Origin of the sequence: Streptomyces sp. NPDC014894 (assembly GCF_043080985.1) — a bacterium.
Classification (GTDB): Bacteria; Actinomycetota; Actinomycetes; order Streptomycetales; family Streptomycetaceae; genus Streptomyces.
The window spans coordinates 35909-59096 of sequence record NZ_JBIBWD010000013.1 but is presented as its reverse complement, the minus strand read 5'-3'; the positions used below and the strand labels follow the sequence as shown (position 1 = coordinate 59096).

The 23188-nt window shown below is 73.8% G+C and carries 23 protein-coding genes and 1 riboswitch; of the genes, 9 read left to right on the top strand and 14 right to left on the bottom strand.

The window, feature by feature from the left end; all coding sequences use genetic code 11:
• Positions 1-10: 10 nt before the first annotated feature.
• Positions 11-751: a DUF1684 domain-containing protein gene (locus ACF089_RS27805; protein ID WP_392032058.1), complete on the bottom strand. Its 741-nt coding sequence runs from the start codon at positions 749-751 to the stop codon at positions 11-13.
• Between the two features lie 236 nt (positions 752-987).
• On the opposite strand from ACF089_RS27805, the gene sigJ reads away from it, so the two are divergent.
• The gene (gene sigJ / locus ACF089_RS27800) at positions 988-1869 is read left to right on the top strand and encodes an RNA polymerase sigma factor SigJ (protein WP_392032055.1); all 882 of its coding nucleotides are present in this window, start codon (positions 988-990) and stop codon (positions 1867-1869) included.
• Between the two features lie 70 nt (positions 1870-1939).
• Positions 1940-3094 carry an NAD(P)/FAD-dependent oxidoreductase gene (locus tag ACF089_RS27795; protein ID WP_392032052.1) on the top strand — a complete coding sequence of 385 codons (1155 nt, stop codon included), beginning with the start codon at positions 1940-1942 and terminating at the stop codon, positions 3092-3094.
• 233 nt (positions 3095-3327) lie between these two features.
• Here ACF089_RS27795 and ACF089_RS27790 read toward each other — a convergent pair whose 3' ends face one another.
• Entirely contained in the window at positions 3328-3879 is a 552-nt protein-coding gene (locus ACF089_RS27790) for a DUF1697 domain-containing protein (protein ID WP_392032049.1), read from the bottom strand.
• 122 nt (positions 3880-4001) lie between these two features.
• Here ACF089_RS27790 and ACF089_RS27785 point away from each other — a divergent pair, with 122 nt between their 5' ends.
• The 4 genes from ACF089_RS27785 (at position 4002) to ACF089_RS27770 (ending at position 9039) form a co-directional block, all read left to right on the top strand.
• The gene (locus tag ACF089_RS27785; protein ID WP_392032046.1) at positions 4002-4343 is read left to right on the top strand and encodes a DUF5713 family protein; all 342 of its coding nucleotides are present in this window, start codon (positions 4002-4004) and stop codon (positions 4341-4343) included.
• A 253-nt stretch (positions 4344-4596) separates the two neighbouring features.
• A riboswitch (ZMP/ZTP riboswitch) is annotated at positions 4597-4682 on the top strand.
• Positions 4683-4703: 21 nt separating this feature from the next.
• Positions 4704-5564 (top strand): bifunctional 5,10-methylenetetrahydrofolate dehydrogenase/5,10-methenyltetrahydrofolate cyclohydrolase, encoded by an 861-nt coding sequence (locus ACF089_RS27780; protein ID WP_392032044.1) that lies wholly within the window; start codon positions 4704-4706, stop codon positions 5562-5564.
• Positions 5565-5972: 408 nt separating this feature from the next.
• Positions 5973-7190 carry a glycosyltransferase gene (locus ACF089_RS27775; RefSeq protein ID WP_392032041.1) on the top strand — a complete coding sequence of 406 codons (1218 nt, stop codon included), beginning with the start codon at positions 5973-5975 and terminating at the stop codon, positions 7188-7190.
• A 211-nt stretch (positions 7191-7401) separates the two neighbouring features.
• On the top strand, positions 7402-9039 hold the full coding sequence (locus ACF089_RS27770; protein ID WP_392032038.1) for an MDR family MFS transporter: 1638 nt from the start codon (positions 7402-7404) through the stop codon (positions 9037-9039).
• Positions 9040-9236: 197 nt separating this feature from the next.
• Here the strand turns inward: ACF089_RS27770 and ACF089_RS27765 are convergent, their stop codons facing one another.
• The 5 genes from ACF089_RS27765 to ACF089_RS27745 all read right to left on the bottom strand — a co-directional run bounded on the left by ACF089_RS27765 (position 9237) and on the right by ACF089_RS27745 (position 13836).
• Positions 9237-10568 (bottom strand): PP2C family protein-serine/threonine phosphatase, encoded by a 1332-nt coding sequence (locus ACF089_RS27765; RefSeq protein ID WP_392032035.1) that lies wholly within the window; start codon positions 10566-10568, stop codon positions 9237-9239.
• A complete protein-coding gene (locus tag ACF089_RS27760; protein WP_392032032.1) occupies positions 10568-11371 on the bottom strand; it encodes an alpha/beta fold hydrolase in 804 nt (267 codons plus the stop codon). The genes ACF089_RS27765 and ACF089_RS27760 overlap by 1 nt, the downstream gene beginning before the upstream one ends.
• Positions 11372-11457: 86 nt before the next feature.
• On the bottom strand, positions 11458-12339 hold the full coding sequence (locus ACF089_RS27755) for a restriction endonuclease (RefSeq protein ID WP_392032029.1): 882 nt from the start codon (positions 12337-12339) through the stop codon (positions 11458-11460).
• Between the two features lie 55 nt (positions 12340-12394).
• Positions 12395-13378 (bottom strand): polyphosphate kinase 2, encoded by a 984-nt coding sequence (gene ppk2, locus ACF089_RS27750; RefSeq protein ID WP_392032026.1) that lies wholly within the window; start codon positions 13376-13378, stop codon positions 12395-12397.
• Between the two features lie 110 nt (positions 13379-13488).
• On the bottom strand, positions 13489-13836 hold the full coding sequence (locus ACF089_RS27745) for a PRC-barrel domain containing protein (RefSeq protein WP_392032023.1): 348 nt from the start codon (positions 13834-13836) through the stop codon (positions 13489-13491).
• A gap of 568 nt (positions 13837-14404) precedes the next feature.
• On the opposite strand from ACF089_RS27745, the gene ACF089_RS27740 reads away from it, so the two are divergent.
• From ACF089_RS27740 to ACF089_RS27730, 3 genes are all read left to right on the top strand, one after another.
• The gene (locus ACF089_RS27740; RefSeq protein ID WP_392032020.1) at positions 14405-14818 is read left to right on the top strand and encodes a DUF2267 domain-containing protein; all 414 of its coding nucleotides are present in this window, start codon (positions 14405-14407) and stop codon (positions 14816-14818) included.
• A gap of 282 nt (positions 14819-15100) precedes the next feature.
• Positions 15101-15322: a hypothetical protein gene (locus ACF089_RS27735; protein WP_392032017.1), complete on the top strand. Its 222-nt coding sequence runs from the start codon at positions 15101-15103 to the stop codon at positions 15320-15322.
• A gap of 94 nt (positions 15323-15416) precedes the next feature.
• Positions 15417-16421: a sporulation protein gene (locus tag ACF089_RS27730; RefSeq protein WP_392032014.1), complete on the top strand. Its 1005-nt coding sequence runs from the start codon at positions 15417-15419 to the stop codon at positions 16419-16421.
• Between the two features lie 58 nt (positions 16422-16479).
• Here ACF089_RS27730 and ACF089_RS27725 read toward each other — a convergent pair whose 3' ends face one another.
• The 7 genes from ACF089_RS27725 to ACF089_RS27695 all read right to left on the bottom strand — a co-directional run bounded on the left by ACF089_RS27725 (position 16480) and on the right by ACF089_RS27695 (position 23141).
• Complete coding sequence (locus ACF089_RS27725) at positions 16480-17418, bottom strand: M56 family metallopeptidase (protein WP_392032011.1); 939 nt, start codon at positions 17416-17418, stop codon at positions 16480-16482.
• 4 nt (positions 17419-17422) lie between these two features.
• Positions 17423-17827, bottom strand: a complete 405-nt coding sequence (locus tag ACF089_RS27720) for a BlaI/MecI/CopY family transcriptional regulator (RefSeq protein ID WP_392032008.1) — start codon at positions 17825-17827, stop codon at positions 17423-17425.
• Between the two features lie 128 nt (positions 17828-17955).
• Positions 17956-18801 (bottom strand): alpha/beta hydrolase, encoded by an 846-nt coding sequence (locus tag ACF089_RS27715; RefSeq protein WP_392032005.1) that lies wholly within the window; start codon positions 18799-18801, stop codon positions 17956-17958.
• Positions 18798-19625, bottom strand: coding sequence for a DUF1295 domain-containing protein (locus ACF089_RS27710; RefSeq protein ID WP_392032002.1), 828 nt, complete (start codon positions 19623-19625; stop codon positions 18798-18800). Before ACF089_RS27710 ends, ACF089_RS27715 begins: the two co-directional genes overlap by 4 nt.
• The gene (locus ACF089_RS27705) at positions 19622-21079 is read right to left on the bottom strand and encodes a class I SAM-dependent methyltransferase (protein ID WP_392031999.1); all 1458 of its coding nucleotides are present in this window, start codon (positions 21077-21079) and stop codon (positions 19622-19624) included. The genes ACF089_RS27710 and ACF089_RS27705 overlap by 4 nt, the downstream gene beginning before the upstream one ends.
• A complete protein-coding gene (locus tag ACF089_RS27700) occupies positions 21076-22353 on the bottom strand; it encodes a class I SAM-dependent methyltransferase (protein WP_392031996.1) in 1278 nt (425 codons plus the stop codon). Before ACF089_RS27700 ends, ACF089_RS27705 begins: the two co-directional genes overlap by 4 nt.
• A complete protein-coding gene (locus ACF089_RS27695) occupies positions 22350-23141 on the bottom strand; it encodes a DUF1365 domain-containing protein (RefSeq protein WP_392031994.1) in 792 nt (263 codons plus the stop codon). Before ACF089_RS27695 ends, ACF089_RS27700 begins: the two co-directional genes overlap by 4 nt.
• Positions 23142-23188: the final 47 nt, after the last annotated feature.

Genomic DNA, 23188 nt, shown 5'->3' with positions numbered 1-23188 from the left:
GGGATCTGACTCAGTTGCCGCTGGGGAAGCCGTCGCGGAAGACCGGCCGCTTTTCGCCGGCCGTGACCGGCAGGTGGAAGCGGTTCTGCCGCGGCGGCATCGGACAGTTGTACTGGTCGGAGTATCCGCAGGGCGGCACGAAGGCGCGGTTGAAGTCGAGGCGGACGGTGGAGTCGCCGGTGCGGGTGACGAAGAGGAAGCGCCCGGCTCCGTAGGTGGTGTCGCCGTTGGTGGGGTCGCCGAAGACGAGCAGCAGGACACCGTCGTCGTCGAAGGCGCTCAGGGTGTGGTCGCGGCCGGCCACGGTGAGCGAGATGTCCCCGGGGACGACCAGATCGCGGGTGCCGCCGTTGTCGCGGATGTGCTCGAAGGCGACCTTGCGCGCGCCGGGCGCCGGGGCGTAGACGGCGTCCAGCACCCAGTCCGGGTCGTACGGGAAGGCCTCGGTGTCCTCGTAGGCGCGGATCGCGGGCGCGTCGGCGTCCCAGAACCGCAGTCCGTGCTCGGGCTCGCCGGTGACGAGGTCGGTCCGGCGGACCGCGGTGACCGTCACTCCCTCCGGCAGTCCCGCCCGGGCCGTGTCGAGGTCGGGCAGTTCGCCGGCCGGCAGCCAGCGGGTCTCGGTCAGCGCGAGATTGCCGGTGGCGGAGGTGACCGAGCGCCTGCGGTCGGCGCGCCAGGCGGCCCACTCCCCGGCGGGGCCGTCGGACTGCGGGTCGGGGAGTGCGGAGTGGGGCACGGCATGACTCATTCGCGTAGAGGTCCATCGATGGCACGCCGTAAATGTCACCTGGCGTGAAGTTCAACCCAAAGCTTGTTCTTTATCATCCATAAGCCGAACTAATGTCAAGTTGCGCCACATGGCGAGATGAGGGCGCAGACGCGTGCCATGTCCCGAAGAGGCGGGGCGGGGTGCGCCCGGGCGTTCGGGGCGGAGGGTCGCGCTGCCTAGAATCGGTGGTCGCGCACAGATCCGAGGGGGAACGGATGCCGAGGGCGGAGCCGGCCGGCACGTTGACGGAGGACGACTGGGAGGCGCACCGCCCCGCGGTCTTCGGGGCGGCCTACCGGATCCTCGGCACCGTGACCGAGGCCGAGGACGTGACCCAGGAGGTCTGGCTGCGCGCCGCCGCGGCCGATCTGTCCGAAGTGCGCGAGCTGCGGGCCTGGCTGGTGACCGTGGCCGCCAGGACGTCCCTCAACGTGCTGAAGTCGGCCCGGGTCCGGCGCGAGTCCTATGTCGGCCCCTGGCTGCCGGAACCCCTGCTGACCGGGCCCGACGCCGCCGCGCCCGTGCTCATGGACGAGTCGGTGAGCACCGCGATGCTGGTGGTCATGGAGACCCTCTCCCCCGCCGAACGCGTCGCGCTGGTGCTGCACGACGTCTTCGGCTTCCCGTTCGGCCGGATCGCCGAGGTGCTCGGCGGCACCCCCGCCGCCGGCCGCAAGCTCGCCTCCCGCGCGCGGGCGCGGGTCGCCGCGGTCGAGCGGCGGCCCCGGGCCTCCAGGGCCGAGACCGAGCGCGTGCTCAAGGCGTTCAAGGCCGCCGCCGTCGCCGGGGACATGGCCGCGCTCGTCGAGCTGCTCCACCCCGACGCCGTCTATGTCGGCGACGGCGGCGGCAGGGCGCACGCGGCGCGCCGACCGGTCCTGGGGGCCGGGACGATCGCCCTGCTGTCGGTCCGGGTGATCCGGATCAGACGTCCCGACGCCTATCGGATCATCGAGGTCAACGGATACCCGGCGCTGGCGGCCCACCGCGGCGGCCGGCTGCTCTGGCTCGACACCGTGGAGATCGCCGACGGGCGGATCACCGCGTACCGCCGCCTGGTCAATCCCGAGAAGCTCACCCGCGTCGGTCACATCTGAACCCGCTGTCCTGTCTCCCTGGCGGACCCCCCGATCCCCGGGGGGCGAGGCTGGGAGAGGACGGCACACGATGGCCCATGTCGTGATCATCGGAGGCGGTTTCGCGGGTGTGTGGAGCGCGGCGGGGGCCGCGCTGGCGCGCGGGGACGCGGAGCTGCGCATCACGCTCGTCGCGCCGAACGACCACCTGGTGCTGCGGCCCCGGCTGTACGAGCCCGAGCCCGAGTCGGCCGCGGTGGAGCTGGCCAGATTTCTCGGACCGATCGGCGTCGAGCACGTACGGGCCTCGGTGAGCACGATCGACACCGCCCGCCGGGTGGTGGTGGCCGACGGCCGGGAGATCGGCTACGACCGGCTGGTGCTGGCGGCGGGCAGCGGGCTCGTCCGGCCCGGGGGCCTGCCCGGCGCGGAGCGGCTCTTCGACATCGACACCCTGGACGGGGCCCGGCGGCTCACCGAGCGGCTGCGCGGCCGGGAGGACTCCTCCGTCGTGGTCGTGGGCGCGGGCTTCGTCGGGCTGGAGGCCGCGACCGCGCTCGCCGCCCGGGCCCGGGTGCTGCTGGTGGACCGGTCGCGGACGGCGGGAAGTCCGCTCGGCCCCGGGCCGCGCGAGGAGATCGAGTCGGCCCTGGACGAGCTGGGCGTCGAACGCCGCCTCGGGACGACGGTGACGGAGGTCGGCGACGGGTACGCCGTGCTCTCGGACGGCGCCCGGGTCGAGGCGGACGCGGTGGTCTGGTGCGTGGGGATGCGCGCGAGCGAACTCACCCGGCAGATCTCCGACACGCTCGACCACCTCGGCCGGGTGCCGGTCGACCGGCGGCTGCGGGCCCTTCCCGAGGTGTTCGTCGCCGGGGACGCGGCCGCGGCGGCCGCCGACGCCGAACACCAGGTCACCCAGTCCTGCCAGCACGCCATCCCGCTCGGCCGGGTCGCCGGGTACAACGCGGCCGCCGATCTGCTCGGTAAGGAGCCGCGCGACTTCGTCCCCGGCCCGTACGTCACCTGCCTGGACCTGGGCGGCGCCGGCGGGCTCTTCACCCGGGGCTGGGACCGCGCGGTGCTGGCCTCGGGCGCGGACGGCGCGGCCGTCAAGAAGTGGATCAACGAGGTCATCCACCCGCCGGTCGACGACGCGTCGGAGATCCTCGCCGCCGCCGACCAGATCCGTGTCGAGATCCCGTTCTTCCCCCTCCCCGAGGAGCGGCCGACTCCCGCCGGGTGAACCGCCCGCCCTCGGGGGGCGCGGCTGATCCGTCGCGGGCCGCCGCCCGGGCCGGACGGAGAGCCTTCGGTCCGGGCCGGGGCCGACATCCTTCGGTCCGGGCCGGGGCCGACATCCTTCGGTCCGGGCGGGGCGGGGCCGGGTACGCCCGGGCCGGGTACGCCGACGGCCGCCCGGGCCGGGCAGCCGACAGCCGCCGTCCGCCGGGGCGGACTCCCCCGGCGGGCGGCGGTTCAGCGGGAGGTCAGCTCCGCCAGCTTGGCGGCGGTGTTCCCGTTGCGGGTGGTGGCGACGACGCCCGGGCCGGGGGCGGACCGGTCCAGCACGCCGGCCAGCCGGGACCGGCCGATTCCGTCCGGGGCGTGGAGATAGAGCGCGCGATCGCCCAGCCGGAACTCCTCCGGCAGATAGGCGGCCGGATCGACGGAGGCCAGCCGCGAGGCGTCGACCGGCTCCGAGAAGTACGTGACATGCAGCTGTCTGCCCTCCAGCGAGGCCGCCGGGAACGGGCAGTCGTCGACGACGGCCCGCAGATACGCGTGGTCGCGGACGAGCACGCCGACCGTGAGACCGAAGTGCTCCTCGACGGCGCGCCCGACCCGGTCCGCGAGGGCCCGCTCGTCCTCGGGGGCGGTGGTGAAGAAGGCGTTGCCGCTCTGGAGATACGTCCGCACGCCGCCGAACCCGAGCCCGGTGAGCAGGGTGCGCAGTTCGGCCATCGGGACCCTGTTGCGGCCGCTCACGTTGATGCCGCGCAGGAGTGCGGCGTACGTCTTGGTCGTCATGGCCCCAGCTTAGGAGCGGGGCCCGGGAACGGACTTCGCGAACCGGGCGCGGCGGCGGCATTGTCAGTGGCGTGGTGCAAGGTGTTCTCAGGAGTGCCGGAGCGAGGGAGAGGGAGACCGGAGTGCCGATCACCAACCGGCGGGCGGCGGAGTACGAGTTCCTCTCGGGGCTCTACGCGGACCCGTACTTCCCGGATCATGTCGTCGACCGGGGCCGGGCGATCCTGCTGAGGCTGTGCGCGCGGATCGAGGCCGAGCGTCCGGCGGACCTGGCGGCGCTGTACGCGCTGACGGAGCCCGCGACGGAGGAGTTCAACGCGCTGGAGGCGGAGTTCGAGGCGGCCGGGAGCGAGATCGAGACCGTCGCCCGGGAGGAGATAGGCGAGGGCTTCTGGTTCGTGGCGACGGCGTACGGATTCCCGGACGCCGACGTGGAGAAGCTGATCGCCGCCCGCGACTGGTGAGGCCGGGGGCCGCGGACGACCGAGGACGGACCAGGGCCACCGGCGCCCGCACCCTGCCCGCCCCGTCGGGGACCGGCCCGGAACGCCCGCGCCCCCGAACGCCGGCGGGTCGGCGGGTCGGCGGGTCGGCGGGTCGGCGGGTCGGCGGGTCGGCGGGTCGGCGGGTCGGCGGGTCGGCGGGTCGGCGGACGATCCGGCGCGTCCGGCGATGGGGGACGCACCGGAGGCTCAGACGCCCGCACGGGCTAGAGTCGGGGCGGGCCGTGACTGGCGCTGGGGTGGAGCACCACCGGGGAGCGGCCTGACATTCCGTCGATGCCGTGCGCCTGGGCGACTCACCGTCAAGCTCAGGAGTGGCCCATGCCTCCGACGCCCACCGCCCGTCTCATGGACGGCGCCCGGCTCGCCCGCACCGTCGTCGACACCGCCGCGGCCGAGGCGGCGGAGCTGCTCCGCCGCACCGGGACGGCCCCCTGCCTGGCGACCGTGCTGGTCGGCGAGGACCCCGCCTCGGTGACCTATGTCCGGATGAAGCGCGCCCGGAGCGCGAAGGCGGGCATCGAGTCCCGCCAGACCGTTCTGCCGGCGTCGGTCGGCACCGCCGAGCTGGTCGACACGATCACCGCGCTCTCCGAGGACCCGGGCGTGCACGGCATTCTGCTCCAGCACCCCGTGGGCGGCCATATCGACGAGCGGGCCGCCTTCGAGGCGATCGCCCCGGAGAAGGACGTCGACGGGGTCACCATGCACTCCTTCGCCGCGATGGGGTTCGGCCTGCCCGGATTCGTGTCCTGCACCCCGGGCGGAATCATCCGGCTGCTGGACGAGTACGACGTGGACCTCACGGGCAAGCACGCCGTGGTCGTGGGGCGCAGCGCCATTCTGGGCAAGCCCGCCGGAATGCTTCTCCTGGGCCGGGACGCCACGGTGACGTACTGCCACTCGCGCACCGTCGGTCTGTCCTCGATCGTGCGGGAGGCCGATGTGCTGGTCGCGGCGGTCGGGCGGCCCCGCTTCATCCCGGGCGCGGACGTCAAACCCGGAGCGGTGGTCGTCGACGCGGGCTACAACGCGGGCAATGTCGGCGACGTCGACTTCGAGACAGCGCGGGAGCGGGCGAGCCTGATCACCCCCGTGCCCGGCGGCGTCGGTCCCATGACCATCGCCGTTCTGCTCGCGCAGACGGTCGAGGCCGCGTCACGGCAGCTCGCGGCGGGCTGATCGCGGCGGGTCCGCCGGGCGCGAAGGGCGGCGGGACCGGGGCGGACGAGCGGCGGCGTCCGCCCCGGAGCCGCCCCGGCCCGACCCCGAGCCGTCCCGTCCGCCGGTGTGTCCAAAAGTCGTCGAGTGATATCACCCGTCGTTGACCGACGGCGGGGCCGACCATATTTTTTGATCTACGGGCGGTGGCCCCGGACGCCCCTCCCGCTCCGCTCCGGCCTGTGCGGACGCACAGCCGTCACGCACCCGCCCCGAACCGGCAGAAGGGGTGGCCCGTGCGCGAACAACGCACGGCCGACGCCGAACCGCCCCCCGCGCGAAGTGACTTCGCGCGGACGCCGAACCTCATACCCCCGGAGCGGTCGTCCCTCCCCCGAGGGCGCAAGCCCCAACCGGAAGGTCTCCTTCGTGCGCGCACTCTTCACCACCATCGGCAGCCCCTCCCACGGACGGGCCCAACTCCCCCTGGTCCGGGCGCTCGCCGCCGCCGGGCACGAGGTCCGGGTGGCCACCACCCGGCCCATCGCCCCGGTCTTCGAGAACGACGACGTCGACGTGGCGACCTGTATCGACGACATCGAACCGGGCTCCCATGTGATGCGTCACCTGGAGGAGATCGCCCGGAATCCGGACCTGAGCGAGGAGCAGCAGCGCGAGGGCCTCAAGCGCGCCATGTCCGAGTCCCTCGCCGACGGCATGGCCCGTGACCTGCTCGGCGCGTTACTGCCCGTGGTACGGGACTTCCGGCCCGATGTGATCCTCCGCGACGGCATGGATCTGAGCAGCGTCCTGATGGGCGAGATGCTCGGCATTCCGCAGTTGCCCACCCCCTCGGGCGCGAGCAACTCGCTGGACCCGGCCGATATGCTCCCGGGCCTCAACGTCCTGCGGCGGGAGAACGGACTGCCCGAGCGGGCGGACCCGCTGTCGATCGTCCCCCAGGGCCGGATCGACTATGTGCCCGCCGCGTTCTCCTTCGCGAGCCATATGCCGGTGTCACGGGCGTACCGGCAGGCCGTCGCGGTGGACCGCGCCTCCGTCCTGCCGCGCTGGGTGGCGGAACTGCCCACCGACCGGCCCCTGGTGTTCGCCGCCCTGGGCACCGCCCTGCCCATCATCCGGGCGAAACAGCGCGAGAAGGACGCCCCGGAGATGCCGTTCAAGATCGCGGACCCGGTGGAGACCCTGCGGGCGATCGTGCGGGCGGCCTCGCTGCTGGACGAGTGCACCGTCGTCGTGTCGACCTCGGGCATCCCGACGGAGATCGACGGGCTGCCCCCGCATGTACACATCACTGAGCATCTGCCCCAGCCCCTGCTGCTGGAATCGGTCGATCTGCTGCTCACACACGGCGGGTTCAACAGCATCCGCGAGGCGCTGCGCACGGCGACGCCCCTCGCGGTGCTGCCCCACTTCGGCGATCAGTTCGACAACGCGCGCCGGGTCGAGGAGCTGGGGATCGGCCGCGAGATCACCGATGTGACGCCGGACGGCATCGCGGCCGTCTGCCGTGCGGTGCTGGCGGACGCCACCGCCGCCGCGAGGACCCGCCGGGCCCGGCTCGCGATGCTGGCGCTGCCGGAGATCGACAGCGCCGTCGCCGACCTGGAGCAGCTCGCCGGATAGCCCGCCGGGCGGGCGTACGACACCCGGGGCCGGCCTCGTACGGTCACGGCCGCACAGGGCCGGCCCCGTACAACCTCGGCGCCCTACGTTCACGGCTCCGCACGGCCACGGTTCCGTACGACCACAGCCCCGCACGGCCACGGCGTCGAGAGCCGTACGGCCCCACCCATCCACTCCGGTAGCGCGGCACGGCATGAGCGGAGAAGACGGCATGAGCACCTCGGGCGCGGGCGCGCGCGACACGGCGGAGGGGCCGGGCGGCGAGGAGCCGGACGCTCCGCCCCGGCTGACCCACCGGCAGATCGTGACCGTTCTGTCCGGGCTCATGCTGGGGATGTTCCTCGCGGCACTCGACCAGATGGTGGTCTCCTCGGCGCTGCGCACCATCGCCGACGATCTCCAGGGGCTGACCGCGCAGGCGTGGGTGACCACCGCCTATCTGGTGGCCGGCACGATCGCCACCCCGCTGTACGGAAAGCTCTCCGACATCTACGGCCGCCGTCCGGTCTATCTGTGGGCGATCGCGCTGTTCACCGCCGGTTCGCTGCTGTGCGGGCTCGCCGGGTCCATCCATCAGCTCGCGGCCTTCCGGGCGGTGCAGGGGCTCGGCGGCGGCGGTCTGATGTCCCTCGCGATGACGATCATCGCGGACATCACCTCGCCCAGGGAGCGCGGCCGGTACCAGGGCTACATCACGGCGGTCTTCGCCGGTTCCAGCGTCGTCGGACCGCTGCTGGGCGGGGCGTTCGCGCAGCGCGCCACCCTGTTCGGTCTGGACGGCTGGCGCTGGATCTTCCTGGTCAATGTGCCGCTGGCGGCGCTGGCCGTGATCGTGATTCTCCGGGTGCTGCGGGTGCCGCACCAGCCGGTGAAGCACCGGCTGGACTACGGCGGGGCGACCGCGCTGGCGATCGGCATCGTCCCCCTGCTGGTCGTCGCCGAGCAGGGGCGCGGCTGGGGCTGGTCCTCGCCCCGGGCGCTGATCCTGTACGCGGTCGGTCTGGCCGGTCTGATCGCCTTCGTCCTGGTGGAGCGCCGGATGGGGGACGCCGCCCTGCTGCCGCTGCGGCTGCTCGGCGTCAAGGCGTTCCGGCTGGGAGTGGTGCTGCACTTCGTCGTCGGCATCGGGATGTTCGGCGCGATGACGGTGATTCCGCTGTACTTGCAGCTCGCGCAGGGCATGAGCCCGATCGCGGCGGGGCTGGCGACGCTGCCCACCGTCGTGGCGAATGTGACGGTGACGCTGGTGGTGGGACGGCTGATATCCCGGACGGGCAGGTTCAAGGTCCATCTGGTGGCCGGGGTGGGCTCGCTCGCGGCGGCCATGGCGGTGTTCGCGACGCTGCGGGTGGACAGCCCGCTGTGGTACGTGTCCGTCGGGATGCTGTTCCTGGGAGCGGGGCTGGGCGCGGCGATGCAGACCATCACCATCCTGGCCCAGTCCGAGATACCCCGGCGGGACATGGGGGCGGCGACCGCGTCGGTAAACTTCTTCCGCTCGAACGGCGGCACGGTGGGCGCCGCCGCCTTCCTCTCGATCTTCTTCTCCGTGGCCGGCCCCGGTATCGCCGAGCGGCTGGCCACGGCCCTCCGGGAGCCGTCGTTCCGCCGACTGGCCGAGGAACCGGCGAACGCCGCCGCGCTGGAGGGCGTCCTGCGGTCGAACGGCAGCGTCAATCTGGAGGACTCGGCCTTCCTCCGCACCCTCGACAGCCGGGTCGCGATGCCCTTCATGGAGGGGTACGTCAGCGCTCTCCAGGCCGTCTTCGTCACCGGGGCCGTCGTGTCCCTGATCGCCCTGGTCATCGCCGCGTGGCGGGTGCCGGACACCGAGCTGTCCGCCGACTGAGGGCGGACCGCCGGTACGCCGGGGGTACGCGTGGGCCGGGCGGGGTGGTCGTCGGGAGCGGTCTCCCCGGATCGCGGAACGGTGCCGTCTTCCACAGGCGTCTCCTGAGGGAGTCGCGGAGGGCAGCCGGCAGAAGCGGGCGGGCGGGGGCCGGTGGACGGGCGGCTCGGCGGGGCGGTGGGGGATCCCGGGCGGGATCAGCTCCGACGGGTCGTCGCGGGGCCGTGGCCGGGGCTCGTCCCGGGCACGCCGAGGGCGAGCAGGGCGGTGTCGTCGTCGAGGCCCTCGCCGAAGCTCTCCAGCAGACCGGTGAGGGCGGCGATCACCTCGCCCGGGCGCGCGGGAGCCCGCTCCGCGGCGAAGGCCCGCAGCGCCTCGTCGCCGTACAGCGCGCGGTTCGCTCCGGTGCGGGCCTCGGTCAGTCCGTCCGTGTAGAGGAGCAGGGTGTCGCCGGGCTCCAGGGTGGTGGAAGCGGCGGTGAAGGGCGCGTCGGGCACGATGCCGATGAGCAGCCCGCCCGGGGTGGGGAGGTACTCGGCCCGGCCGTCGGCGCGCAGGATCAGCGCCGGGGGGTGCCCGCCGGAGGCGAGTCGGATGTCGGTGCGCCCGGTGACCGGATCGGCGACGAGCACGCCGAAGACCGCGGTGCAGTAGCGCGGGTCGCCGCCGCTGTAGCGCTCGTGCAGCACGGTGTTGAGGGTGGTGAGCGCGGCGACCGGGTCGTGGTCGTGGAGGGCGGCGGCGCGCAGGGTGTAGCGGGTGAGCGAGGTGACGGCCGCGGCCTGGGGCCCTTTTCCGCAGACGTCGCCGAGGAAGAATCCCCAGCGGGCGCCGTCGATGGGGAAGAGGTCGTAGAAGTCGCCGCCGAGCCGGTCGGGCGAGGCGGCGTGGTAGTACGAGGCCGCTTCGAGGCCCGGTACGGCCGGGAGGGACGAGGGCAGCAGGCTCTGCTGGAGCACGGCGAGCGCGTCGGTCAGACGCGCCCGGTCCGCCTCCGCCTGCCGGCGCGCCTCCTCGGCCTCCTCGCGGGCCTGCTCCGCCTCCCGGCGGGCCTCGTCGGCGGCCTGGCGGCGGTGGAGCAGCTCTTCCTCGTAGGCGCGGCGGTCCCGCGCGTCGAAGACGGTGGTGCGGATCAGCAGCGGCTCGCCCCCGCCGTCGTGCTTGACGACCGAGGAGACGAGGACGGGCATCCGGCCGTCGGCGGCCTTCAGCTCCAGGGCGATGCCGCTGATCTCGCCCCGCAGGCGCAGCAGGGGCGCGAAGTGGGTCTCGTGGTAGAGCCGGCCGCCGACGGTGAGCAGATCGGTGAACCGCATCCGGCCCACCACCTGGGACCGCTCCAGGCCGAGCCAGTCCAGCAGGGTGGCGTTGATCTTGGCGATGACGCCGTCCATCAGGGTGGACAGGGAGCCGCAGGGGGCGGAGTCGTACAGCTCCTCGGCGCTGTCCTCCAGCAGGGCGCTGAAGGCGGCGTCGGTGTCCGCGCCGCCGGTCCCGGCGGGGTCGGTGTCCTGCCCGGCGGGGCACATCACCGCAGGCCCCCGATGAAGCCGAGGACGGCCTCGGCGGTGGCCTCGGGGGCGCTGAGCTGCGGGCAGTGGCCGGTGGCGTCCAGGGTGACCAGCCGGGAGCCGGGGATCGCCGCGTGGACGAACGCGCCGACCTCGCGGGGGGCTATCGCGTCCTGGAGGCACTCCAGGACGAGCGTGGGCACGGTGACGCCCTTGAGTTCCTCCCGGGTGTCGGAGAGGAAGGTGGCGCGGGCGAAGACCCGGGCGATGTCGGGGTCGGTGGCGCAGAAGCTGGTCGTCAGCTCCTCCCCCAGCTCGGGGCGGTCCGCGTTGCCCATGATCACCGGGGCCATGACCGAGGACCAGCCCAGATAGTTCGACTCCAGGGACTCCAGGAGTTCGTCGATGTCCTCGGCGCTGAATCCGCCCCGGTAGCCCTGGTCGTCGAGGTAGCGGGGCGAGGGCGCGACCATCACCAGCGAGCCCAGTCGCTCCGGGGCGTTCCGGGCCGCCAGCACCCCGATCATGGAGCTGACCGAGTGGCCGACGAACACCGCGCGGTCCAGGTCGAGTTCGTCGCAGACCTCGACGACGTCCTGGGCATACCCCTCCAGCGAGGCGTAGCGCTCCTCGCTCCAGGCGGAGAGGTCGGACCGTCCGCAGCCGACGTAGTCGAAGAGGACCACGCGGCAGTGCTCGGCCAGTGCGGGAACGATCAGCCGCCACATGTTCTGGTCACAGCCGAAGCCGTGGGCCAGGACGACCACCGGTCCGTCCGGGCGGCCGGTGACCGTGACGTTGTTCCTGCGGCGGATGTCCATGTCCGCCATCCTCTCATCCGGACACACGGCCCCAATGCGGGCACGTGTCCGGCCGCCCGGGGACGGGGCTCCGCAGGGGCTCCCGCTCACTCGGCCGGGGCCGCGGAGGGCGCGGCCGGGACCTCCGCCTCCCAGGGGGCGGGTCCCGTCCCGTCGGCCCAGGCGGCGAGCGAGCGGTGGTCGAAGCAGTGGATGCCGCACTCGGCGGCGTAGTCGGCGGCGGGGCCGGTGAACTCGCCGGTGGTGACCATGGCCGCGACATCCGCCTCGTGGACGGCGAAGCAGGTGCCGCCGAAGCGCTGCATGTCCTGCGAGCCGACCTTGTTCACGGGGCCGTACCGCTTGCACTGGATGACCACCCGGAGACCGCTCGGCGCGATCGCCGTCACATCCGCGCCGAGATCCCCGGCGCCGCCGTTCACCGCCACGTCGCGGCAGCCGTCCCGCTCGCACAGGGCGGCGACGGCCTCCTCGAAGACGACGGGGTCCATGGAGGCGAAATCGACGGGCTCGGGCTCCACCGGCTCGTGCTCGGCGTACCCGGGATCCACCGGCGCGGGCTCGACCGTCCCGGACCCGGCGGGCGCGAATCCTGCGGGTTCGAATCCGGCGGGCGCGGCGGCCCCGCGCCCGGGGCTCCCGGCCTCGACGATCCCCGGCTCGATCACCTCGTACCGGAGCGTCTCCGGCCCGGCGGGCTCCCGGGGGCCGGGCACCAGGGGCCTCGGCGCCGGGGGACGGCGGCGGCGCGCGCGGACCGCGACCAGCAGCACGGCGGTGGCGGCCAGCGCCGTCAGGGCGTAGGCGAGGGGGCGGTACTCGCCGGCGGCCCGGAACAGCGCCCTCAGCATGAGGCCGGCCCCGCAGAGCAGGATGGCGGCCAGTCCGAACGCGAACGCCGTCTGCCGCAGGCTGAAGGAGGCGCGGCGGCGCGGTCTGTGCGCGGCGCGGCGGCCCTGTGCCGTCATGGGGGGTGACTGCCTTCCTGCTCGGCGAGTGGAGGAGAACGCCATGGGCCCGGGGCTACGGATGGTTCCCGGAGCCCCGGTCGTGCGGGGCCAGCGGGGTGGGCGAGAGGTCGGCCGGGCCCTCGCCGGGCTCCAGCAGGGTGTCGGCGGGGCCGATGATCCGGGAGTCGGCCTCGCCGACCGCCTCCGGGTCCTTGGCCGGATAGTCGCAGCGCAGCAGCAGATGCCGGATGGCCTCCAGCCGTCCGCGCCGCTTGTCGTTGTTCTTGACGACCGTCCACGGAGCGTGGGGGGTGTCGGTGGCGCGGAACATCTCCACCTTGGCGGTGGTGTAGGCGTCCCACAGATCCAGCGAGGCGAGATCCGTGGAGGAGAGTTTCCAGCGGCGTACGGGATCGACCTGCCGGATCGCGAATCGCGTCCGCTGCTCGCCGCGCGAGACGGAGAACCAGAACTTCACCAGCAGGATTCCGTCCTCGGTCAGCATCTTTTCGAAGACGGGCGTCTGCGCGAGAAAGTGCCGGTACTCCTCCGGTGTGCAGAAACCCATGACCCGTTCGACCCCGGCCCGGTTGTACCAGGAACGGTCGAAGAACACGATCTCGCCCGGGGAGGGAAGATGGGCGATGTAGCGCTGGAAATACCACTGGCCCGACTCGCGTTCCGTCGGCTTGTCCAGGGCCACCACCCGGGCGCCGCGCGGATTGAGCCGTTCGGTGAAGCGCTGGATCGCGCCGCCCTTCCCGGCGGCGTCCCGCCCCTCGCAGACCACCACGATCCGGCGGCCGCTCTCCTTGGCCCATTTCTGGAGCTTCAGCAGTTCGATCTGGAGGATCCGCTTGCGCCGCTCGTAGGCGCCGCGCGCGAGTCTGCGGTCGTAGGGGTAGTTCTCCCGCCAGGTGGCGATGGGGGATCCGTCGGCGTCCAGGAGGACCGGCTGCTCGGGGCGGGCCTGGTCCACCCGGAGGCCGCGGAGGAGTTCCTCCCCGCGGCCTCCGGGCGCGTCACCCCTCGGGGGGACGGGTCTCTCGCTCGCCATACCGGCCTCCTCAGACGTCACCGGGGGCGCACGGTGCCCTCGGACTCGTCCACCACTACCCGCTGCCCGGGGACTCATACCAGGTCACAGGCGTTCTCTGGGCGTTCCGGTCAGTGGCCGGAGCTGTAGTGGCCGCCGAGCTGGTCGCGGTAGGCGGGGTCGCCGAGATGCTTGTCCTTGTCGAACTCCGGGGCGGCCTTGATCTCGTCCTTGGTGCGGGCGACATGGATCGTCCGGTGCTCGTGGTCGACCCCGGTGACGGTGCCGGCCGGCAGCAGCACCTCCTTGCCGAAGATCCACACTCCGGTGTCGACGACGATGTACTGCGCGCCGACCTCGGAGGAGTACTTGTCGACCTTGCCGATGTGCCCGTCGGTCGCCTCGACGCCGTATCCGGTGAGGTCGTCGTCCGGGGTGTGACCGGCGGTGGGAACGTAGGACCACATGTTCTCGAACATGAAATTCTCCTTCTTCTCGTCAATGGGGAAACCGTGTGCGCACCGATCCGGTGATACGGACTTCAGCCCCGCAGAGGCCGGGTCCGCGATCCCCGGAAAGGTGCGGTGATTCCCGTGCACCAGCTGCCCGAATTATTTCCGGGTATGCATTTACGATGCTCTGTGCCGCCTTGTGCGACACCTCGGGAAAAACCGTTGCACATCATCCTTCAGAGCCACTCCTGCCCGACTCCGGCGGGCTCACACGAACGAAAGCGAAATTCCCTCGCGGGGCGGCGGGACCGGCGCGCGCCACACCCCTCCGCCGGGTTCACTCCGATCCGGGGGAATGGAGGAGCGGAAGGGGGGAACACGCCCGGTACACCGCTTCAGTGGAGGAGTTGGCATGTCGAACGGCGGCGCATCCGCGGCACACCAGGACGGAACCGGAACCTCGGCACTCCGGCGCGTCCCCCGAGACGGCCGCATAGCCACGACCCGCGCGCCGTCCGCGGTTAGGACCGGGGGCAGGGGCAAGGGGAGCGCCGCCGGGACGGCCCAGCGCTACCGGACGGCGACGGAGCGGCGGATGCGAGCCATGACCGACGACCGCTTCGTGGAGACCGTGCGCTATCAGGGCCTCTATCCCACGCGCGAGGAGGCGGCCTACGTCATCCGCGTCACGCTGAGGGCGCTCGGCCGGCAGCTCTCCCCCGCCGAGCGCGCCGATCTCGCGTCCGCTCTTCCCCCGGACGCGGCACGGCACTTGGTCACGCGGTCCTCGGCGGCCGCCCCCCTGACGGGGCGGGCGCTGGTCGAGGAGGTGGCCGAGCGGCTGCCCCGGGCCACTCCGGCCAACGCCCGCTGGGGCGCGACCACCGTCCTCACCCTGGTCGCGCGGCTCGCCGGACCGGAGCTGCTCTCCCGTCTGCTCGGCAGCCTCCCCGAGGACTACGCCCCTCTGTTCGGCCGGGTGCTGCTCGCGCGGAGCCGGCCCGCCTGACGGCGGCCGCGACCACGGCGACTGCCGCGACTGCCGCGACTGCCGCGGACAACTCAACTCCCCACGTTCAGGCCCGTGCCGATCCCGGCACGGGCCTGAGCGTTCTCCGGATGTTCACCCTCCTTCGGCCCCGAACAGCCCCTCCCCGGGGAGCCTTCGGCCTTATGCTTCTACAGCTGTGTAGAAGTTGACCGGGCGGCGGGTGCTTTCGGCTGCCCGCGCCCGGGGCGGGGCGCGCCGGACGCGCGCCCCGCCCGGACCATCGAATCTGGGAGGGCCTTCATGGCTTCGATCGATCTGGACAAGGTGCTGGACAAAGCGTGGTCGGACAAGGACCTGCCGGAGATCCTCGCCGCTCCCGTCTCCGCCCTGCGGGGCGTCTCCGACCGGGACGGCGAACTCCTCGACGCGGCCTTCGGCGTACGGACCGTGGCCGATCTGGCCGATCTCAAGTACGCGCGGTGGGCCCGGGCCCTGGCCGCGCTGGACGCCTCCGCCCGATAGCCCGGCCCCGGCCCCGGGCCGGAGGCACGGAGAGCACGGGAAGCACCCGAAGTACGGAAAGCACTCGCACCGCATATGAGGAGAGAACTCCACGATGGTGTTCAAACGACTGCTGGGGACCCTGGGCGTGGGCGGACCCGCCGTCGACACGGAGCTGGATCCGGGCGTCCCCGCGCCGGGATCGGATCTGACCGGACAGGTCAGGCTGACCGGCGGAAACGCCGATCGGACGATCACCCGGCTCACCCTGGAACTGGTCGCCCGGGTCGAGATCGAGGGCGGCGACGAGGAGTCGGAGGGCCTGATCGCCCTCGAACGGTTCACCGTGGCCGAGGACTTCGGCCTGGCGGCCGGTGAGCGGCTCGACGTCCCCTTCGCCGTCCCGCTGCCGTGGGAGACCCCGATCACGGCGCTGCACGGCCAGAGCCTGGGCGTCGTCCTGGCGGTCCGCACGGAGCTGGAGATCGCCGGGGCGAAGGACAAGGGCGATCTGGACCCGCTGGCCGTGGGCCCGCTGCCCGCGCAGGAGGCGGTCCTCGAAGCGCTCGGCCAACTCGGCTTCGGCTTCGCCTCGGCCGATCTGGAGTACGGACGGATCGGCGGCACCGGGCAGCTGCTGCCCTTCTACCAGGAGATCGAGCTGACTCCGCCGCCGCGTCACCAGGACGCCATGCGGCAGCTCGAAGTGACCTTCCTGGCGCATCCGGGCGGAATGGAGGTCGTTCTGGAGGCCGACAGCCCGGGCGGTCTCTTCACCTCGGGCCACGAGGCCCTCACCCTCTTCCGGGTGAGCCACACGGGAGTGGAGGAGCGCGACTGGAACGCCGAGGTGGACGGCTGGGTGCGTCAGCTGGCGGCCACCCTCGGCACCCGTACCGCACCGGCGGCGTACGCGCACCACGGGTCCCATGGAGATCACAGCCATCATGGGCACCATGGGCATCACTCGGACGGCGGGCACTCCCGCTCCGGGCCGGGTGTGGGGACCGCGGTCGCCGTCGGCGCGGCCGGGCTGGCGGTCGGGGTCGCGGGCGGTCTGGTGGCCGCCGAAGCGGTGGACGAGGTGGGCGACTTCTTCGAGGAGGAAGAGGAGGGCTGAGCCCTCCCGGGGGACGCCGCGCCGGGGCCCGGCCGTGTGAACGGCCCCGGCGCACGGCCTACATCGGCGTCGCGGCCTTCAGGATGAAGAAGAGGGTGAAGGCCGAGTTCGCCGACGACAGGGCGGAGACGGTGGTCCCGGCGGCGGCTCCCCACGCCGCCAGGCCCGCCGTGGTGAAGGCGGGCGGCCACAGCCGTGCGGCGGGCGCGGGCCCGAGCAGCGCGGCGACCCGGCGGGGCACCGGCCCGGCGGTCGCGAATCCGGGGAAGGCGCCCATGGGCGCCGCGCGGGAGACCAGCGCCGCCTTGCCGACCGCCCGAGCCACCGTACGGCGGCTCCCGACCGCGTCGGCCGCGGTCTCGTCCGCCCATCGCTCGGCGGTGTACGCCACGGCGGTGCCGAGCGGCCGCAGAAACGGGTTGGCGCGCGCCGCGAGCCGTACGGTGAGGAGGAACCGGTGGTGCCGGGCGGCCAGATGCGCGCCCTCGTGCGCGAGGAGGGCCCGGCGCTCGGAGGCGTCCAGTTCGGCCAGCATCCCGGTGGTCACGACGATACGGCCGGCCCGGCCCGGCAGCGCGTACGCGTACGGAGCCGGGTCGGGCAGGATCGCGACCGGGTCGGCCGCGACGGGGGGAAGCCCCGCGAGGGCGCGCTCGGCGCGGCGGCGTACGCGATGGTGGTGCCAGGCCGTTCGCGTCCCGGCGGCGAGCACCGCGATCAGCGCGGGGATGGCGGCCTTGCCCGCCAGCTCGTCGTACGGGACGGCGGCGCGGACCTCGGGGTCCGACCAGCCGTCGGGGAGCGGATTGCCGGGCAGCTGCGCGGTGCCGACCACGACCAGCAGCGCGAGGCAGAGGGTGCTGCACACCGCGAGGACGCCGGCGACGGTGGTCAGCAGCCAGGTCGCGGCGCGGGGGTGGAGGTGCTGTTCGGCGAGGCGGGCGATGGGCCACGCGGTCAGCGGCAGCACCAGCGGCAGAAAGACGAAGACCCCCATCGGTTCAGTCGTCCTCTTCCTCGGACGTCTGGGCGAGCAGATCCCGCAGCAGCCGTTCGTCGCCCGGGGAGAGCGCGGTGACGAAGCTCGCCAGGACCGCTTCCCGGTCGGCCTCCTCGTCCAGGACCCGGCGCATGCGCAGCGCGGCGAGTCCGGCCTCGTCGGCGGCCGGGGTCCAGCGGAAGGAGCGTCCGGCCCGCTCCCGGGTGACCACGCCCTTGGCGTACAGCCGGGTGAGGATGGTGATCACCGTGGTGTAGGCGAGGTCGGCCCCCAGACGTTCCTGGACCCAGGCCGCGTTCACCGGCTCCGGGGCCAGCCGCAGCGCGGCGAGCACCTGGGCCTCCAGCTCGCCCTGGCCCCGGCGGCGGGGGCGCCCGTCGGCGCCGTCCTCGATCTGGTCCGTCACGCCCCGTCAACCTTCCGCCGTACGCGCCCGCCGGCCGGCCCGGGCGGGACCATCGTACTGAGCCGCCGGCTCCGGTTCGCCGGGCGGCGGTGCGCGGGCGGCGGCGCGGGGCGAAGGACGGGCCGGAGTCAGCGCGGGCGGACTTCCGCGAGCACCTCCCCCGGCGACAGCGGCGACTGCGGCGACAGCGGTACCGACGGCTGCGGCGGCATTGATGTCGTCGGCGTCAGCGGTGACTTCGGCGGCGCCGACGGCTGCGGCTCGCCCGCCGGGTACGCGCCGTCGCCGTTCAGGGCCGCCGGAAGCGGGGCCAGGCCCAGCAGTCCGAGGGTGAGGGCGGTGGCGACGCGGTGCCAGGTGCGGGCGTCGCGCAGCATGGCGTGGCCGCCGGACGGCATCCGTACGCCCAGGGTGTGCGCACCGGCCCGGCGCGCGCGGGCCAGCAGCTCCCAGGTGTTCCGGGCGGCGGTGACCCGGTCGTGCTCGTCGTGCAGGGCGATCAGCCGTCGGCCGGCCGTCCCCGCGACGGATTCGTCCGGGGGCCACCAGGGGGCCAGCGCCACGACTCCGTGGACGCGCGGGTCGCCGGCCAGCCGGAGGGCCGCCCGGGCTCCCATGGAGTGCCCGACGAGGACCACCGGGAGGGAGTCCGTGTCCCCGAGGAGGCCGTGGAGCGCGCGCCGCGCGTCGTGGACGGGGTCGGCGCGCGGGCCGTTCCAGCCCCGGTGGCGGTAGCGGACCTCGGCCACCGCCACCGCGTCGAGCGGGGTGGCGCGGGCGATCGCGGCGGCGAAGGGGCGCATCCGGGCGGCCGGGAGATTGAGCAGGGGCGGTGCTTCCAGGCCGTCCTCCCGGCCGCCGTGCAGCAGGAGCACGGCGGCCCGGGGACGCGTCGGCGAGCGGCGCACGGACAGGGCCGGACGCTCCTCCCCGAACTCCGCGCGGGGGCCGCTCCGGGGGACGGCGGCGCTCATGCCGCGCTCCCCCCGGAGCGCGGCCCGCGGGGCGGCAGGGGGAAGAAGCCGCTGGTGCGGGCGGCGTAGTCGGCGTATCCGGGACGGTCGGCCATATGTGCCTCCAACAGGCGTTTCCCGCTCCCCCGGGTGAGCAGCAGGCTCATCACCACGGGTGAGACCAGACAGAGGGCGGCGGTCTGCCAGGAGCCGCAGGCCATCAGATACAGCCCCCACCAGACGAGGAAGTCCCCAAAGTAGTTGGGGTGGCGGGTCCAGCTCCACAGGCCCCGGTCCATGATCCGGCCCCGGTGGGCCGGATCGGCGGTGAACCGGGCCAGTTGGAAGTCCCCGACCGTCTCGAACATCAGCCCGACGGACCACAGGGCGGCTCCGGCGAGGGTGAGGGCGGTGACGGGGGCGCTGACGTACTGGGCGGCCTGGACGGGGAGGGAGATCAGCCAGACCAGGGCGGCCTGGAGCAGATAGACCGAGCGCAGGGCGTGGAGGTTCCGGCTGCCGCGGGCCTTGGCCAGCATCTTCTCGTATCTGGGGTCCTCGCCCCGGCCCCGGCCCCGGTGGGCGATGTGGGCGCTCAGCCTCAGCCCCCAGACGGCGGTGGCGAGGGTGACGAGAAGGCGGCGGGCGTCGTCGCCGTGCCCGGCGGAGAGGACGTGGGTGACGACGGCCACCGCCGTGAAGGCGAGGCCCCAGGCGACGTCGACGATCCGGTGGAGGCCGCGCACGGCGGCCACGGCGAAGGTCAGCAGCAGGACGACGAGGCAGGTCAGCGCGGCGGCCGCGAGATTGACTCCGAGGGCGGCCCAGGCGGTGCCGCCCGTCATCGGGCCCCGCCCCTGGCCGGCCCGGAGGCGGCTTCCGGGTCCGGCGGGCCGTCGGGGGAAGGCCGTTCGGGCCCCGACTCTCCTTCGGGGGAAGGCCGTTCGGGCCCCGGCTCTCCGCCGGGGGACCGTCGTACGCGTCCTGACCCGTCGCCGTGGGCGGACCGCACAAGCCCCGACTCACCGTCCAGCGGGAGCCGTTCGAGCCCGGACGCCCCGTCGTGCGAGGGCCGTACGGCGAGGAGCTGGTCGACTCCCATGCGGCGCTGGGAGAAGGCCAGGGAGCTGCCCGCCAGATAGAGGAGCCAGACCCGGACGGTGGTCTCGCCCACCAGCGCGCGGAACTCGTCCCGGCGGGTCGTGAGGGTGTGCCGCCAGGCGTCGATGGTGCGGGCGTAGTGCTCGCGCAGGGACTCGGCCGATCGGAGTTCGAGTCCGGCCTCCTCCAGGAGCGCGATGGTCCGGCCGACGGGCCTCATATGCATGTCGGGGGCGATGTACGTCTCGATGAACGCGCCCCCGCCGGGCGCGTGCGCGCCCCGGGACATCTGCTGGATCAGCAGCCGTCCCCGCGGCCGCAGGGCCCCGTGCAGCAGCGCGGCGAAGGCGGGGTACTCGGCGTCGCCGACGTGCTCGCCCATCTCGACGGCGGCGACGGCGTCGTATCCTCCGCCGTCGATCCGGCGCCAGTGGCACAGCCGCACCTCGACCAGGTCGCCGAGGCCCTCGTCGGCGATCCGCGCGGCGACATGGGCGTGCTGCTCGCGGGAGAGGGTCACGGCGGTGACCCGGGCCCGGTGGGCGCGGGCGGCGTGCAGGGCGAGGGAGCCCCAGCCGCAGCCGACGTCCAGCAGCCGGGATCCTTCCCGGAGGCCGAGCTTGCGGCAGATCAGCTCCAGCTTGTCGCGCTGGGCGTCGGCCAGTCCGTACCCCGGTCCGCCGGGCCGGGTCCAGTAGCCGCAGGAGTACGCCATCGACTCGTCCAGCAGGAGCCGGTAGAAGTCGTTGGAGAGGTCGTAGTGGTGGCTGATCGCCGCCCGGTCGCGGGCGGTGCTGTGCGGCCGGCCGCCGAGCCGGGCGCGGGGGACGGCGGGCGGGCGCGGGGGCGGGCCGAGCGCCCCCAGGCCCGCGGCGAGGGCGGCGGCCCTGGCCCACTGGGCGGGCGCGGGCCGGTGGAGGCCGTGGTCGCGGACGCTTCCCCAGGCTCGGCCGAGCCCTTCGGCGAGGTCTCCCTCGATGTCGAGACCGCCGGTGATGTACGCCTCGGCGAGGCCGAGTTCCCCGGGCTGCCACAGCAGCCGGCGCAGCGTCTCCGGGGAGCGCACGACGACCACGGGACCGTCGGCGGGGCCCGCCTCGGTGCCGTCCCAGGCGCGCAGGCGTACGGGGAGGGGGCCCGCGAAGAAGGGGGCCAGCAGCTCCGCCAGTCGGCCGGCGACGGGCCTGCTCGCTTTCATCGGACGGTCTCCTTCGTCAGCAGCAGTTGTCGTACGTCGAGATAACGGGAGCGGAATCCGGCCTCGGAGTAGGCGAGATACAGCTCCCACATCCGGCGGAAGGTGTCGTCGAAGCCGAGGGCCGCCACGGATTCGACGGCGTCGGTGAATTGTTCGCGCCACAGCCGCAGCGTCTCGGCGTAGTGGTCGCCGTAGCCGTGGTCCGAGGCGACGCGCAGTCCGGCCCCGGCCGCGTGGGTCTCGACGGCCTCGCGGGAGGGGATGAGTCCGCCGGGGAAGACGTATTTGCTGATCCAGGTGTGCGTTCTCGCGGTGTCCAGCATCCTGGCGTGCTCCATGGTGATCGTCTGGAGCGCGATCCGGCCGCCGGGGGCGGTGTTGTCGCTCAGCGCGGCGAAGTACGCGGGCCAGAAGTCGGCTCCGACGGCCTCGATCATCTCGACGCTGACGACGGCGTCGTACGCGCCGCGCACCTCGCGGTAGTCGCGGAGCCGTACCTCGACGCGGTCGGTCAGTCCGGCGTCGGCGATCCGCCGCCGGGCCAGATCGCGCTGTTCGGCGGAGAGGGTCACGGTCACCACCCGCGCGCCCCGGCCGGCGGCGCGCAGGGCGAGTTCGCCCCAGCCGGTGCCGATCTCCAGCAGCCGGACGCCGGGGCCGACGGCGGCGAGGTCGAGCAGCTGGTCGATCTTGCGGTGCTGGGCGTCCTCAAGGCTCTCCCGGCGGGCGGGGAAGGCCCGGAAGACCGCCGACGAGTAGGTCATGGTGTCGTCGAGGAAGAGCGCGAAGAGATCGTTGGAGAGGTCGTAGTGGCGCCGGACGTTCTCGCGCGCCCCGGCCACGGTGTTGCGGTGGGCCTCGGGCCTGCGGCGCGCCCACGCTCCGCGCAGCCGGCGCAGCGGGGCGGGTACGAGGTCGTCGACGCGGGCGGCCAGTACGGCGAGCAGGCCCGGGAGGTCGTCGCTGTCCCATTCGCGCGCCATGTAGGACTCGCCGAAGCCGATGAGGCCCTGTGCGCCGATCCGGCGGAAGAACGCGTCGGGCTCGTGGACGACGAGCGAGGGTCCGCTTCCCGAGGGCGGGCGGTGGCCGAGGCGTACCCGCAGCGGCATCCCGGCCAGGGCCCGTTCGAGCAGCAGCCGGGCGACGGCCGGGTGGCCCGGGCGGGCCTTCGGCGGATGGGCCACATCGGGCCAGGTCCGGGCGTCTACATGGGCGCGCCGACCGGGCGGGGCGGAGCGTCCGTCGGCGGCGCGGGGGATCGAGAGGGTCACTGAACGGTGCCTTCCTCGGTGTGGTGGGCGGGCGGCGGGGCGCTCTCGCAGGGCGTCCGGCGGGCGTGGGCCGTCCTCCCGCCGCCGCGCGGCTCGGGCCGGGGCAGGACGGGCAGGCCGCGGAGCAGCAGACGGACGCCGTGGCGGCGGATGCCGGCCGAGACGGCCGCGGTCGACCAGGGGTGGCGCAGGGCGGCCCGGAGCAGGGCGGCGGGCGTCGCGGGGCCGCGTCGCCCGCGGAGCGTGGCGATGAAGGGGGAGCTGTCCCCGAGGACGAACCGGACGGTGATGTCGAGACGCTCGCCGGGGACCGGCAGCCGCATCCGGTAGCCGCCGTCGACGGGGAGGAACGGGGAGACGTAGAAGGTCTTGGCGGTCTCGGCCCGGTCGGTTTCGTCGGTCCTGAGCAGATAGCAGTGCCGCTCGCCGTAGGTGTTGTGAACCTCGGCGACCACGCATCGCAGGGCGCCGGCGGCGTCGTGGCACCAGTACAGCGTCAGCGGGTTGAAGACATGTCCGAGGACCCGGGCGTGCGCCAGCATGAGGACGCGCCCGCCGTCCAGGCGCACGCCCCGGGAGGCGAGGTGGGCGTCGAGTCCGGCGCGTATCGTCCGGGCGGCGCCGGTGAAGTGGTCGCGGGCGTCGAAGCGGGCCAGGGGCCGCAGCGCGCGGGGCAGCCGGGGCGGGCGGTCGAGGTCGATCAGCCACATGTAGGTGCGGTGCCGCAGCGCATGGCGCACGGGGGCGGTGCGCGCGTGGGAGACGACGCACTCGTAGAGCGCGGGCACGGCGCTCCGGTCCGTACGGTCGGCGCTCCGGCCCGTCCGGTCGGCTG